Below are 13,229 nucleotides of genomic sequence, written 5' to 3'. Positions count from 1 at the left end.
GAGGGGCGAATGGTCATCGGCGACCGCTATGAGCTCGACGACCTCCCACTCGGGCAGGGCGGCATGGGCGCCGTCTACGCCGGACACGACCGCCACCTCGACCGCAGGGTCGCCGTGAAGCTCCTGCACATGCGCGGGCTCAGCGCCGACGACGAGGAGCTCGAACGGCGTTTCATCCGCGAGGCGCGCATCCTCGCCCGCCTCGAACACCCCGGCGCGCCCGTCCTGTACGACTTCGGGGCGCACGAGCAACGGCTCTTCCAGGTCATGCAGTTCATCGAGGGCGTCACGGTGGCCGACGTCGTCAGCGAGCACGGGCCGCTGCCGGTGCCGTGGGCCTGCGCCATCGCCGCCCAGGCCGCCGCCGTGCTGTCCGCGGCCCACGCGCTGACCATCTGCCACCGCGACCTCAAGCCCACCAACCTCATGCTCTGCCCGGACGGCAGCGTCAAGGTCCTGGACTTCGGGCTCGCGATGCTGCGTGAGGCCGATCTTGGACAGTTCACCCGGATCGGGCAGATCCTGGGGACTCCGGCCTACATGGCGCCGGAGCAGATCCAACGCGGACTCGCCGACCCGCGCAGCGACCTCTACTCGCTGGGCTGCGTCCTGCACGAGATGCTGACCGGCCGCCAGCTCTTCACCGGACCCACCGACTACGTGGTCTTCGAAAAGCAGGTGAAGGAGGCGCCTCCGGCCATACCGGGGCTGCCTTCTGAACTGGCCGCCATCCTCGCCGCCCTGCTGGAGAAGAGGCCGGAGTCGCGGCCGGCCGATGCGGACACGTTGTATCGGCGGCTTGAGCCGCTGGCCAAGGGGCTGCCTATGCTGCCCGGCTTCCTCGCCCCCGACCCCAGTCCTGGTCGCATGTACGCCCGCATAGTAGGCCGGGCCCTCACCCCCTGACCCCTCTCCTCCACAGGGCTCGCGCAGCCGTACCGATGAGGTTTTGTCGGTGCCCTCGTCGATAGTGGTGACCATCACAGTCCCCCGAGGAGACTTCCACCATGACCGAGCCGACCGTCGCCGAACAGGGCACGCGCTGGCTGCGCGGGCCGCTCCGCCCGTTCCAGCACGGCCAGTACCGCCTGCTGGCGGGCTCGCTGACCGCGTCCATGCTGGGCGAGGGCCTGTGGCTGATGGCCATGGTCTGGCAGGTGATCGCTCTCGACGGCAAGGCGGGCGAGCTGTCCATCGTCTCCACCGGCGCGGCGGCGGGCATGGTGGCCACGGTGCTGCTGGGCGGCGTGGTGGCCGACCGGGTCCCGCAACGCCGCGTACTCCTGACCACAGAGGTCGTCCTGGCCACCGCCGCCATCGTGATCGCCGCCCTGGCCCTGACCGGCGTGATCGACATCTGGCACCTGGCCGTGGTGGCGTTCGTACGCGGCATAGGCAGCGGCTTCTACTACCCGGCCTACTCCGCGATGCTCCCGTCCATCGTCCCCGCCGACCACCTGCTGGCCGCCAACGGCGTGGAAGGCGTCCTGCGCCCGGTCATCATGCAGGCCGCGGGCCCGGCGATCGCGAGCTTCCTGGTGGCCGCCCAGTCCCCCGCCGCCGCCCTGGCCGTGGGCGCGGGCACCCAGGTGGTGGCCACGATCTTCCTGGTGCTCATGCGCCCAGTCCCCCTACGCAGAGACCAGAGCGAAGACAAGAGCCACCCCATCAGATCCATGGCCAAGGACCTGCGCGACGGCTTCGTCTACATGGTGAGAACCCCGTGGCTCCTGGCCACCCTGCTGTTCGCCTCGCTGATGATCCTGGTCACGATGGGCCCGATGGAGGTCCTCATCCCCTTCGCGGTGAAGGACGGCGCAGGCGGCGGCCCCAAGGAACACGCCATCGTCATGGCCGCCTTCGGCGTCAGCGGCGCCCTGGCCTCCCTCGTGATGGCCTCCCGCAAGCTCCCCAGACGCTACCTGACCTCCATGAACCTCATGTGGGGCCTGGCCTGCCTCCCCTTCATCCTCATCGGCGTGGCCTCCGACATCTGGCTGATCGTGCTGGCCGCGTTCGTCCTGGGCGCCATGTTCAGCGCCCCCATGGTCATCTGGGGTACGTTGCTGCAGCGCCGCGTACCCCCCGAACTCCTGGGCCGGGTCTCCAGCCTCGACTTCTTCGTCTCCCTGGTCTTCATGCCGGTCTCGATGGCGCTGGCCGGCCCGGTAAGCGTGGCCATCGGCCTGACCCCGACCTTCATCCTCGCCGGCATCCTGCCGCTCCCGATCGCCATCATCGCCATCCTGCTGGCCCGCATGCCCGCCGACGAACTAGCCCATCCCCTGGACCAACCCACCACCCCCACCCCCCAACCCACCACTCCCTAACCCACCCCGGCCGCCCAGCCAGCCCACCGCCTCCGGTGGCCCCTTCCACCCGCCAACCCACCAGCCAGCGCAACGCCCTCCGAGGCTCTGCCCCTGCCTTCGCCAGTGCCCTGCCCCGGTACAGCCCGCATGTCCCTGCCGTGCCAGTGGCTGGCGCGCTCCGAGGGCTCCCACGCCGCGCCGTTCCGCGGGCAGGCGCGCTCAAAGGCCCGGCTGTTCGGGGCGCTCCAGAGTCAGAGGTCCTCCACGGCCCGATGCCCTCCTCTCGGTCCTCAATCCTGAGGCGGAACGGGAGGCCGGGGGGCTGGAGGTTGGGGTTATTTGGGTGGGGTTGGGTCGGAGGGGGCGTTGTCGAGGTAGGCCAGGACGGCAGCGACACGGCGGTCTACCCGGTCGGTCTGGGCCAGGCCGAGCTTGGCGAAGATGTTGCGGATGTGCTTGTGCACCGCCCCCTCCGAGATCACCAGCTTGTCGGCGATGGCCATGTTGCCGAGTCCCTGGGCCATGTGGGCGAGGACTTCGCGTTCGCGGGCGGTGAGCTGGTCGAGGGGGTCGCGGCGGCGGGCGAAGAGCTGGGCGACCACGTCGGGGTCGATCGCGGTGCCACCGTCGCCGACGCGGCGCAGCGCCTCCAGAAACTCCTCGACCTTGCCCACCCGCTCCTTCAGCAGGTACCCGATGCCGCTGGTGCCTCCGGCCAGCAGATCGGTGGCGAACGCCTGCTCCACGTACGCCGACAACACCAGCACGCCCAGCTCGGGATGCAGCCGCTTGGCCTCGACCGCGGCCTTGATGCCCTCGTTGGTGTGGGTCGGCGGCATGCGTACATCCACGACCGCCACATCGGGCCGATGCTCCTCGACAGCGGCCAGGAACCCCTCCGGCTCCCCCGCGGCCGCCACCACCTCGATGCCCTCACCTGTCAGCAACAAGACCAGGCCCTCGCGCAGCAACGCGTCGTCCTCGGCGATCACGACTCGCACGGCAACTCCACCTCGATCACGAACGGCCCTCCGTCGGGGCTGGTCAGGGTCATCCCGTACCAGTATGAGCGGCGCGCCCCCAGGCCCCCGACGCTACACCGGCACAAGCCCGCGCTTCCGCCCACAAGAGCGCTGCGGGGGCCGTCCGGATGACGGCAAGCAGGTCGTCACGGGAGGGGTGGCGCGGGCGTGCTGGCGCGGGAGGGTGTCGGCCCTGTGGGTCGTGGCGCGGGAGGTTGTGGCGCGGGGGTGCCGGCGCGGGGTGCTGGCCCTGGAGGTTGTGGCGCGGGAGGTTGTGGCGCGGGAGGGGTGGTGCCGGGGCACGAGGGTGGAGCGTGGTTGCCGGGGTGGGGTGCGCGGAGGTGGTCGTGGCGTGGGGTTGGGGTCTTACTGCCTGCACTACCTTGACGTGGGTAGCTTGCGGGATTCCTGCTGCTCAGGGTGCTTTCTAGGGTTTTGGTATGAACAGCATCAACCCTGGTAAGTGGCGGGCCGTGCTCTGGATGGTCCTGACGGTGAGTGTGGTGGTCAATGTGATCACCGGGAGCCTTCTCGGCGGGTATACGGCCGTCAGCATCGTGGCTGGGTGTGTGGCTGTCGCGTGCATTGGTGGGCTCATCGTCAGCCATGTCAGGGGACGCAAGGCATGAGCCACGTTGTCACTCTCACCTCGGTCACCAAGCAGTATGGCGAGCTCCGTGCGCTGGACGACGTGTCGCTTGGCTTTCCGCGGGGCCGGTTTCTGGCTGTGATGGGGCCTTCGGGGTCGGGTAAGAGCACCTTGATCCAATGTGCGGCGGCGCTCGACCGGCCCACGTCCGGCTCGGTCACGATCGGCGGCGTCGATGTCGGCAAGCTGAACGAGACCAAGCGCACCATCCTCCGCCGCGAGCACATCGGCTTCGTCTTCCAGTCCTACAACCTGCTGCCCGCGATCACCGTCGAGGAGAACCTGACGTTGTCGCTACGGCTGGCGGGCAGGCGTCCCGATCGGGCCTGGATCGGTGAGCTGGTGGAGCGGGTGGGGCTTCAGGATCGGTTGCGGCACCGGCCGGCGGAGTTGTCGGGAGGGCAGCAGCAGCGGGCGGCGATCGTTCGCGCGCTGGCCGGGCGGCCGGACGTGGTCTTCGCCGACGAGCCCACGGGGGCGCTCGACCTGCGTAGTGCCGCCCAGGTGCTGGATCTGTTGCGGGGGCTGGTGGACGACCTTGGGCAGACCGTGGTCATGGTCACCCATGATCCGGCCGCCGCCGCCCGTGCGCACGACGCGCTGGTCATGGCGGACGGGAAGGTGGTGGACGTCCTGGCCGCGCCGTCGGCGGAGGATCTGGCCGCGCGACTCACCCGACTGGCTCGGGGCGGCGCAGCCGGACAGCCCGCCATGCGATCCGCCACTCAACCCGCCGTACAGCCCACCGCTCAGCCCGCCGCTCAACCTGGCGCTCAGCCCACCGCTCAGCCTGGCGCTCAGCCCACCGCTCAGCCTGGCGCGCAGTCCGCCGCTCGGCCTGGGGCGCAGTCCGCCGTACCGACTGTGGGGGGTGGGTTGTGATCAGGACGGCGCTCGCGATGTCGGGGATCGGCGGGCTGGTCGTGGCGTTCTTCGCGGTGTTCGGGGGCATGGCGCTGGTCACGGGGACCGGGGTGATCATCGAGTCGGGGCTGCGTTCTGACCTCACGGGTCAGCGGCTTGTTCGCGCGGATCTGCTGGTCTCCGCCCCGCAGAGCCTGCCGCAGAAGGAGGACCTGCCCCTCGCACTGCCCGAGCGGGCCGTGGTGCCCGCCGATCTGGCCGGCGAACTGGCCCGTCTCGACGGCGTCGCCTCCGCCACGGGCGACGTCACCTTCCCCGCCACACCGCTGACGCTGGGCACCGCCACACCGCGGGGCACCGCCACACCGCTGGGTGGTGGGCATGGGTGGGGGTCGGCCGTGCTCGCGGGGAGTGCGCTGGTCAGTGGGCGGGCGCCGCGGGCCCACGATGAGGTCGTGGTGCCCAAGCATCTGGGCGTACGGCAGGGCGCGACCATCGAGGTGGTAGCCGGAGGACATCGAGGCGAATACCGGGTCAGCGGCCTCGTGGAGGGGCCTGACCTGTACTTCCAAGACAACAGGGCCGCCGAGCTGGCCGGGCGGACCAGTGGGCCGCGGGCGGGCACCGTGGATCTGGTCGCGTTGCGTGCCGCCCCGGGCACCGACCCCGCCGACCTGGCCGAAGCGGTCAAGCGAAAGCTCGGCGGACGGTACGAGGTCCGCACGGGACCGGCCAAGGGAGACGCCGAGTCCCCCGGTACGGCCGCCGCCCGAGGCATGCTCATCGCCCTCCCCAGCTCGATCAGCGGCATCAGCATGCTGATCGTCGGCTTCGTCGTCGGCGGCGGCATCTCGTTGTCGATCACCCGCCAGCGCCGCGACCTGGCCCTGCTGCGCGCGGCCGGCGCGACCCCGCGCCAGGTGCGCAAGCTGGTCGCGGTCCAGGGCCTGACCGCCGCCCTGGCGGCGCTGATCCCGGGCGCGGCCGCCGGCTACTACCTGGCGGCCCACTTCGGCGACCTGCTGATCCACCTGGGCCTGCTGCCCGCGCGCCTCCCGCTGACCTACAGCCCGATCCCGGCCGCGGCTGCGGCGCTGGTCCTGCTCGGCGTGGTACGGGTGTCGGCCTGGGCGGTCTCGATCTCGGCGTCGAGGATGCCGGCGGTCGCGGCGGTGCGTGAGGCGCAGAGCGAGCCGCGCCGGCCGTCGGCGGTGCGGTTCAACGCCGGCCTGCTGATCATCGTGGCGGGTATGGGCCTGTCCACGATGCCGTTGTTCCTGCGCGGCGAGATCGCGGTGCTGGGCCCCGGCCTGGGCGCGTTGCTGGCGGTGGTCGGGCTGGCGCTGGCGGGTCCCAAGCTGGTGCAGCGGTCCACGGGTCTGCTGGTCAGGATCCTGCCCGCGCGCGTGTCCCCACCTTTGTGGCTGGCGGTGTCCAACACCCACGGCTACGCCCTCAGGACCGCGGGCGCGGTGGCCGCCCTCGGCATGGTGATCACGCTGGCGACCAGCAACGCGCTGACCCACACCACCGTCATGCGGGCGACCGCCGAGGAAACGGCGCGCACGCTCAAGGCCGACGCGGTCATCACCGCGCCCGCCTACGGTGGCATCCCGCGCGACCTGCTCGACGAGGTACGGGCGCTGCCCGGCGTGAGCGCGGCCGTCACCGCCTCGGCCACGACCGTCATCGGGCGCGGCCTGGCCCTGGGCGACGGCGCCGAGTCGGGCACCTCGCGCGCCGCGATGGTCCTCGGCCCAGAGGCCCGCGACCTGGTCGACCTGGACGTCACCAAGGGCAGCCTGGCCGATCTGACGGGTGCGGCGATCGCGATCGACGAGCGATCCGGCGAGGTGGGCGAGCGGCGCGACCTCGTGCTGGGCGACGGCGCCAAGGTCGAAGCTCGCGTCGTGGCCACCTACAGCCGCGCGCTCGGCCTGGGCCCGATCGTGCTCGCCCGCGACCTGGTGGCCGGGCACACCACCACGGATCTGGCCTCGTCGGTCTTCGTGCGCACGGCCGACCCGTCGGCGCTGAACCGGCTGTCCGAGCGCTGGCCCGCGCTCACCCTGGCCTCCGCCGCCACCTCGCCACAGGCGGGCGAGACCTCGGCGCAGTTGTGGATCAACATCGCGGTGCTGGCCGTGCTGCTCGGGTACGTACTGGTCTCGGTCGCGAACCGGCTGGTCGCCACCACCGCCTCACGGGGCGCGGAGCTGACCGCGATCAGGCGGCTCGGCGCGACGCCCGGCCAGATCCGCGCGATGATCCGCTGGGAGGCGCTGCTGGTCGCGCTGACGGCGTCGGCGGCGGGCCTGGTGATGAGCGCGGTGCCGCTGTTGTTCCTGAGCATCGGCTTCCTCGGCCGCCCGTGGCCGGCCGGCCCGCTCTGGCTGGCTCCCGCGGCGGTGGCGGTCGTGTGCGTGGTGGTCGGGCTGGCCTACGACCTGCCCGCCCGGCGACTGGTACGGCGCAGCGAACGCGTGACCTGAGGCGGGGTGAAAGCGCTCCCAAAGACACTGGGCAACCGGCGCCACCTGGGCAAACAGCCGCAGAGTTGTGAGAGAGCGTTCTCTTTTGTCGCTCGGATCGTTATCTAGCCTCCCTTGACGAGCTGCGGTGAGGGACGAGATAACTCTGAGAGAGCGCTCTCTCATCGTTCCCAGGAAAGCCTTGGAAGGTTTCCATGACCCCTCGTCTGCGCCTGCTCGCCGTACCCCTGATGCTCGCTCTCACCGTCACCGCCTGCGGGGGCGGCGGCGAAACCACCGGCACCGCCGCCTCCGCGAAGCCCACCGAGAAGGTCAAGCTCACCGTCGGCCTCTTCGGCGACTTCGGCTTCAAGCCGCTCTATGAGGAGTACAAGAAGACGCACCCGAACGTCGAGATCGTCGAGCAGGTCACTCAGTTCAACGACCACCACAACAACCTGGTCAAGCGGCTGGCGACCAACGCCGGGGCGGCCGACATCGAGGCGGTCGAGGTGGGCTACGTCAGCACCTTCACCGCGCTGCCCGGCAAGTTCCACGACCTCAAGCAGTTCGGGCTGGACAAGCGGCAGGCCGACTACCTCGACTGGAAGTGGCAGCAGGGCATCAGCAAGGACGGCCAGCAGGTGCTGGGGCTCGGCACCGACGTCGGCGGGCTGGCCATGTGCTACCGCAAGGACCTGTTCAAGAAGGCGGGGCTGCCCACGGACCGCGCCGAGGTCGCGGGGCTCTGGCCCACCTGGGAGTCCTACATCGAGACCGGCAAGAAGTTCGCGGCGGCGAACGTGGCGGGGGCGAAGTTCGTGGACTCGCCCGGTGAGATCTTCCGCGCGATGGTCAACCAGGCGCCGGTCGGCCTGTACGACACCTCCGACAAGATCATCGTGGACTCCAACCCCGACGTGAAGAAGGCCTGGGACCTGTCCAACCAGATCTCCCAGAACAACCTGTCGGCCAAGCTGGCCGCCTTCTCCCCGCCGTGGAACACCGGCTTCGCCAAGGGCTCGTTCGCCACGATCATCTGCCCGGCCTGGATGACCGGCTACATCCAGGAGCAGGCCGCGAACGCCTCCGGCAAGTGGGACATCGCGGCCGTGCCCGGCGGCTCCGGCAACAGCGGCGGCTCCCACCTGATGCTGCCCAAGCAGGGCAAGCACGCCAAGGAGGCGGCCGAGCTGATCGACTTCCTCACCTCCAAGGAGAACCAGGCCCGGGTCTTCAAGGAGGAGGGCACCTTCCCGTCGATCCCCGCGCTCTACGACGACCCGTCGATCCAGACCTTCACCAAGCCGTTCTTCGGCGACGCCCCGATCGGCAAGATCTACTCCGACGCCGCCAAGGCGCTGAAGCCGCAGCACCTCGGCCCCAAGGAGGCCGACGTACGCACCGCGATCGGCAACGGCCTCGGCCGGGTCGAGCAGGGCAAGCAGTCGCCCGACGAGTCATGGGCGCAGGTCCTCCAGGACGTCGCGAAGATCAAATGAGCGCCATCTCGCTGAGGGCGCTCTCCAGGAGGCGCAGACGGCACGTCGTGGACATGAAGGTGTCGCCGTATGCGTACGTCGCCCCCTTCTTCCTGCTGTTCTGCGCCTTCGGGCTCTTCCCGCTCATCTACACCGCGTGGGTTTCGCTGCACGAGTGGACGCTGTTGTCCGACGTGCACACCTTCGTCGGGCTCGGGAACTTCGGCACGCTGCTCGGTGACGCCTACTTCTGGAACGCCACCTTCAACACGCTGTCGATCGGGATCATCTCGACGGTGCCGCAGTTGCTGCTGGCCATCTGGCTGGCGCATCTGCTGAACCGGCCGCTGCGGATGCAGACGTTCTTCCGCATCAGCCTGCTGCTGCCGAACGTGACCAGCGTGGTCGCCGTCGTGGTGATCTTCAGCCAGCTCTTCGGCCGGGACTTCGGGCTGATCAACTGGGTGCTGGGCTGGTTCGGGGTCGGCACGATCGACTGGGCCGCGGGCACCGCCACCTCGCACATCGCCATCTCGGTCATGATCATGTGGCGCTGGACCGGGTACAACGCGCTGATCTTCCTCGCGGCGATGCAGGCCGTATCCAGGGAGCTCTACGAGGCGGCCACCATCGACGGCGCGTCGAACCTCACGCAGCTCCGCAGGATCACGGTGCCGATGATCCGGCCCACGATCGTCTTCGTGGTGATCGTCTCGACCATCGGCGCGATGCAGATCCTGGCCGAGCCGCTGCTGTTCGGGGGCTCCAGCGTGACGGGCGGCCCCGACCGGCAGTTCCAGACGCTCTCGCTGTTCGTGTACGAGCACGGCTTCACCAAGTTCGACTTCGGATACGCCTCCGCGGCCTCCTGGGTCATGTTCGTCTTCGTGGTCCTGGCGGCCGGGCTCAACTACCTGCTCACGCGCCGGATGAAGGGCGGTCTGTGATGCGGCTCAGGTACCTGACGCTCATCGCGGTGGCCTTCTTCTCGGCCTTCCCGCTCTACTACAGCGTGGTCGTGGCCTCGCGGCACAACTCGGCGCTGGCCGAGGTGCCGCCGCCGCTGCTGCCCGGCGGCAACTTCTTCGCCAACGTCTCGCGCGTCTTCGACACCGTGCCGTTCGGGCTGGCGCTGGCCAACTCGGTGCTGGTGGCGGGGGCGATCTCGGTGGCGGTGATGTTCCTGTCGACGCTGGCCGGATTCGCCTTCGCCAAGCTGCGCTTCCGCGGCAGGAACGCGATGCTCCTGATCACGGTCGGCACCATGATGGTCCCGGCCCAACTCGGGATCATCCCGCTCTACATGCTCATGGTGAAGGTCGAGTGGACCGGCACGATGTACGCGCTGATCGTGCCCGCCCTGGTCAACGCGTTCGGGGTGTTCTTCATGACGCAGTTCCTGGAGCGCGCCCTGCCCAACGAGCTGCTGGAGGCGGGGCGGGTCGACGGCGCCACCACGTGGGGGCTGTTCTGGCACGTGGTGCTGCCCGTGGCCAGGCCGGCGATGGCGGTGCTCGGGATGCTGACGTTCATGTCGGCCTGGAACGACTACTTCTGGCCGCTGGTCGTGCTGACCCCCGACAACCCCACGGTGCAGGTCGCGCTCTCGACCCTGGCCAGCGGCTACGTCAACGACTACGTGCTCGGCCTGGCGGGGACGGCGATCGGCACGCTGCCGCTCGTCCTGGTCTTCGCCGTGTTCGGCAAGCAGATCATCGGTGGAATCATGCAAGGAGCTGTTAAGGGATGATTTTCCCGGAAAACTTCGTCTGGGGCGCCGCCACGGCCTCCTACCAGATCGAGGGGGCGGCCAGGGAGGACGGGCGCGGCCAGTCGATCTGGGACACCTTCTCGAGAACGGCGGGCAAGGTCGTCGGCGGTGACACCGGCGACGTCGCGTGCGACCACTACCATCGTTACGCCGACGACGTGAAGCTGATGCGCGAGCTCAACCTGGCCGCCTACCGCTTCTCCATCGCCTGGCCCCGTGTCCAGCCGACCGGCTCGGGCCCGATCAACCAGGCAGGTCTCGACTTTTACGACAGACTCCTAGATGAGCTGCTAAAGGCCGAAATTTCGCCGTATGCGACGCTCTATCACTGGGATCTCCCCCAACCCCTCGAAGACCAGGGCGGCTGGGCCAACCGGGACACCGCCTACCGCTTCGCCGAGTACGCGGCAGCCGTACACGCGCGGCTGGGTGACCGGGTCGAGCACTGGGCCACGCTCAACGAGCCGTGGGTCTCGGCGTTCCTCGGCTACGGCAACGGCGTGCACGCCCCCGGCCGCACCGACCCCGCCGCCGCCATGCGCGCCGCCCACCACCTGCTGCTCGGCCACGGCCTGGCGGCCAGGCAGTTGCGCGCCGCCGGGGCGCGCAGCCTCATGCTGGTGGTCAACGCCGCTCCGGTGCTGACCGCCGCCCAGGTCGCCGACCCCGCGGCGGAGCCGTCCGAGGCGGACGCGGCAGCCGTCCGGCGGATCGACGCGCTCCTCAACCGCCAGTTCCTCGACCCGGCGCTGCGCGGCGTCTACCCGTCGGAGGTCCTCGCGACCGCCGAGCGCAACGGCGGCGTCGCGCACATCCTCGACGGCGACCTGACGCTGATCAACGCCCCGATCGACCTGGTCGGCGTCAACTACTACAACCCCTGCCTGGTCGAATCCGCCCCCGGCACCCCCGCTGACCCGGCCTGGCCGGGCTCGGAGGACGTCGCCTTCACCGCCGCCGACGTCCCGAGGACCGCGATGGGCTGGCCCGTCGTCCCCGCGGGCCTGTCCAAGCTCCTCGTCCGGCTCGCGCGCGACTACCCCCAGGTCGGCCTCATGGTCACCGAGAACGGCGCCGCCTACGAGGACGTCGTGGAGTCGGGCCGCGTTCACGACGCCGACCGCCTCGCCTACCTCGACGGCCACCTGCGCGCCGTCCACGACGCCCTGACGCAGGGCGCCGACCTGCGCGGATACCTGGTGTGGTCGCTGCTGGACAACTTCGAGTGGGCCGAGGGCTACCGCCGCCGCTTCGGCATCGTCCATGTCGACTACGAGACCCAGGTGCGTACCCCCAAGGACAGCGCCCTGTGGTATCGCGACGTCATCGCGAGGAACGGACTGTAGATTCCTAGCGTGGCCCGGTGACCTCCGGCTCCGGCCGGAGGCCCGGTCTCGTCAGGGGGCCCGGTGCGTGCATACTGCCGGAAGCGATCAGTGTTCTCCGTGAGTGCGGCGAAGGGAGGATTGGCGTACCCCATCAGGGCGCCATACATCCGATGAAACGTCCGACGTTGGAGGGTGTCGCCGCGCGCGCCGGGGTGTCGCGGGCGACCGCCTCGCGGGTCGTCAACGGGCAGACGACGGTGGCGCCCGGGATCCGCGACGCCGTGCTGCGGGCGATCGACGAGCTCGGGTACGTGCCCAACAGCGCCGCCCGCAGCCTCGTCACTCAGCGCACCGACTCGATCGCGCTGGTCGTATCGGAGCCGCCCACGCGGGTCTTCTCCGAGGATCCGCTGTTCTCCACGGTGATCAGGACGGCCAGCGTGGAGCTGGAGTCGGCCGACAAGCAGGTCGTGCTGATGCTGGCCTCCTCGGCCAAGAGCCACGCGCGCGTGGAGCGCTACATCGCCGGCGGGCACGTGGACGGGGTCATGCTCATCTCCATGCACGGCGCCGACCCCCTGCCCGCCGCCGTCTCCCGGCTGCGCGTGCCGGTCGTCTCGTACGGCAGGCCGGCCGTACCGGTCGACATCCCGTTCGTCGACAACGACAACGTGGGCGGCGCGGAGTCGGCGGTGCGCTACCTGCTGGAGACCGGACGGCGGCGCATCGCGACCATCGCCGGCCCCCTGGACATGATCGCCGGACAGGACCGGCTGACCGGCTACCGCAACGTGCTGCGCGACTCCGACCGCCGTTCGATCGTGGCGGTGGGCGACTTCACCCGCGAGTCGGGCGCGACGGCCATGCGGCAGTTGCTCCACGACGATCCCGGGCTGGACGCGGTCTTCGTGGCCAACGACCTGATGGCGGTCGGCGCGCTGCAGTCGCTGCGGCAGGCGGGCCGCAGGGTGCCCGACGACGTGGCGGTGGTGGGGTTCGACGACATCGAGGCGGCCAAGTACACCGAGCCGCCGCTGACCACGGTCAAGCACCCGATCTTCGACCAGGCGGCGGCGATGGTCCGGCTGCTGCTGGCCCTGTTCGAGAACGGTCCCACCGACCCGGTCATCCTGCCGACCGAGCTGATCGTCCGCGAGTCCGCCTAAAGGGTGTTGCAGAAGTCGGTGTGTCGGCAGGTCAGGGCTGGATTCGTGGTTGCCGGGATCAGGTCGACACGGCGAGATTGTGCAGGTGGGCGACGGCTTGAACGGCGTGATGCAGGCCGGTGCCTCGCTGCCGGCAGTCGCGCAAGATCTTGTAGTTCTTCATCC

11 protein-coding genes and 1 pseudogene are annotated in these 13,229 nt (G+C 70.0%); 11 read left to right on the top strand and 1 reads right to left on the bottom strand.

Annotated elements, in window-relative coordinates; all coding sequences use genetic code 11:
• The first annotated feature begins 9 nt into the window (after window positions 1-9).
• Window positions 10-906: a serine/threonine-protein kinase gene (locus tag ACIBEJ_RS43990; RefSeq protein ID WP_397188927.1), complete on the top strand. Its 897-nt coding sequence runs from the start codon at window positions 10-12 to the stop codon at window positions 904-906.
• Between the two features lie 101 nt (window positions 907-1,007).
• Window positions 1,008-2,330 (top strand): MFS transporter, encoded by a 1,323-nt coding sequence (locus ACIBEJ_RS43985; RefSeq protein WP_397188926.1) that lies wholly within the window; start codon window positions 1,008-1,010, stop codon window positions 2,328-2,330.
• Window positions 2,331-2,647: 317 nt separating this feature from the next.
• On the opposite strand, the gene ACIBEJ_RS43980 is transcribed toward ACIBEJ_RS43985, so the two are convergent.
• Window positions 2,648-3,313, bottom strand: coding sequence for a response regulator transcription factor (locus tag ACIBEJ_RS43980; RefSeq protein WP_397188925.1), 666 nt, complete (start codon window positions 3,311-3,313; stop codon window positions 2,648-2,650).
• 461 nt (window positions 3,314-3,774) lie between these two features.
• Between ACIBEJ_RS43980 and ACIBEJ_RS43975 the strand changes: the two genes are divergently transcribed.
• The 9 genes and pseudogenes from ACIBEJ_RS43975 to ACIBEJ_RS43935 all read left to right on the top strand — a co-directional run bounded on the left by ACIBEJ_RS43975 (window position 3,775) and on the right by ACIBEJ_RS43935 (window position 13,064).
• A complete protein-coding gene (locus ACIBEJ_RS43975; RefSeq protein ID WP_397188924.1) occupies window positions 3,775-3,963 on the top strand; it encodes a hypothetical protein in 189 nt (62 codons plus the stop codon).
• Window positions 3,960-4,664 (top strand): annotated as a pseudogene (locus ACIBEJ_RS43970) (ABC transporter ATP-binding protein); the annotation flags it as partial. The gene ACIBEJ_RS43975 and the pseudogene ACIBEJ_RS43970, both read left to right, overlap by 4 nt.
• A gap of 30 nt (window positions 4,665-4,694) precedes the next feature.
• On the top strand, window positions 4,695-4,865 hold the full coding sequence (locus ACIBEJ_RS43965; RefSeq protein WP_397189190.1) for a PT domain-containing protein: 171 nt from the start codon (window positions 4,695-4,697) through the stop codon (window positions 4,863-4,865).
• Entirely contained in the window at window positions 4,862-7,339 is a 2,478-nt protein-coding gene (locus ACIBEJ_RS43960; RefSeq protein WP_397188923.1) for an FtsX-like permease family protein, read from the top strand. Before ACIBEJ_RS43965 ends, ACIBEJ_RS43960 begins: the two co-directional genes overlap by 4 nt.
• Before the next feature lie 194 nt (window positions 7,340-7,533).
• A complete protein-coding gene (locus tag ACIBEJ_RS43955; RefSeq protein WP_397188922.1) occupies window positions 7,534-8,820 on the top strand; it encodes an extracellular solute-binding protein in 1,287 nt (428 codons plus the stop codon).
• The gene (locus ACIBEJ_RS43950) at window positions 8,817-9,746 is read left to right on the top strand and encodes a carbohydrate ABC transporter permease (RefSeq protein ID WP_397188921.1); all 930 of its coding nucleotides are present in this window, start codon (window positions 8,817-8,819) and stop codon (window positions 9,744-9,746) included. The genes ACIBEJ_RS43955 and ACIBEJ_RS43950 overlap by 4 nt, the downstream gene beginning before the upstream one ends.
• A complete protein-coding gene (locus ACIBEJ_RS43945; RefSeq protein WP_397188920.1) occupies window positions 9,746-10,549 on the top strand; it encodes a carbohydrate ABC transporter permease in 804 nt (267 codons plus the stop codon). Before ACIBEJ_RS43950 ends, ACIBEJ_RS43945 begins: the two co-directional genes overlap by 1 nt.
• The gene (locus ACIBEJ_RS43940) at window positions 10,546-11,916 is read left to right on the top strand and encodes a GH1 family beta-glucosidase (RefSeq protein WP_397188919.1); all 1,371 of its coding nucleotides are present in this window, start codon (window positions 10,546-10,548) and stop codon (window positions 11,914-11,916) included. The genes ACIBEJ_RS43945 and ACIBEJ_RS43940 overlap by 4 nt, the downstream gene beginning before the upstream one ends.
• 152 nt (window positions 11,917-12,068) lie before the next feature.
• The gene (locus ACIBEJ_RS43935; RefSeq protein WP_397188918.1) at window positions 12,069-13,064 is read left to right on the top strand and encodes a LacI family DNA-binding transcriptional regulator; all 996 of its coding nucleotides are present in this window, start codon (window positions 12,069-12,071) and stop codon (window positions 13,062-13,064) included.
• The last annotated feature ends 165 nt before the right edge of the window (window positions 13,065-13,229 follow it).

Source organism: Nonomuraea sp. NPDC050790, assembly GCF_044456745.1.
Classification (GTDB): Bacteria; Actinomycetota; Actinomycetes; order Streptosporangiales; family Streptosporangiaceae; genus Nonomuraea.
Note: the sequence above shows the minus strand (reverse complement) of the source record. Positions and strands in the feature narration are given on the sequence as shown.

What these genes read in the sequence shown, in the direction of transcription:
- ACIBEJ_RS43990 (WP_397188927.1), top strand. Translation starts at nt 10, where the DNA reads ATGGTCATCGGCGACCGCTATGAGCTCGACGACCTCCCACTCGGGCAG.
- ACIBEJ_RS43985 (WP_397188926.1), top strand. Translation starts at nt 1,008, where the DNA reads ATGACCGAGCCGACCGTCGCCGAACAGGGCACGCGCTGGCTGCGCGGG.
- ACIBEJ_RS43975 (WP_397188924.1), top strand. Translation starts at nt 3,775, where the DNA reads ATGAACAGCATCAACCCTGGTAAGTGGCGGGCCGTGCTCTGGATGGTC.
- ACIBEJ_RS43965 (WP_397189190.1), top strand. Translation starts at nt 4,695, where the DNA reads ATGCGATCCGCCACTCAACCCGCCGTACAGCCCACCGCTCAGCCCGCC.
- ACIBEJ_RS43955 (WP_397188922.1), top strand. Translation starts at nt 7,534, where the DNA reads ATGACCCCTCGTCTGCGCCTGCTCGCCGTACCCCTGATGCTCGCTCTC.
- ACIBEJ_RS43950 (WP_397188921.1), top strand. Translation starts at nt 8,817, where the DNA reads ATGAGCGCCATCTCGCTGAGGGCGCTCTCCAGGAGGCGCAGACGGCAC.
- ACIBEJ_RS43945 (WP_397188920.1), top strand. Translation starts at nt 9,746, where the DNA reads ATGCGGCTCAGGTACCTGACGCTCATCGCGGTGGCCTTCTTCTCGGCC.
- ACIBEJ_RS43940 (WP_397188919.1), top strand. Translation starts at nt 10,546, where the DNA reads ATGATTTTCCCGGAAAACTTCGTCTGGGGCGCCGCCACGGCCTCCTAC.
- ACIBEJ_RS43935 (WP_397188918.1), top strand. Translation starts at nt 12,069, where the DNA reads ATGAAACGTCCGACGTTGGAGGGTGTCGCCGCGCGCGCCGGGGTGTCG.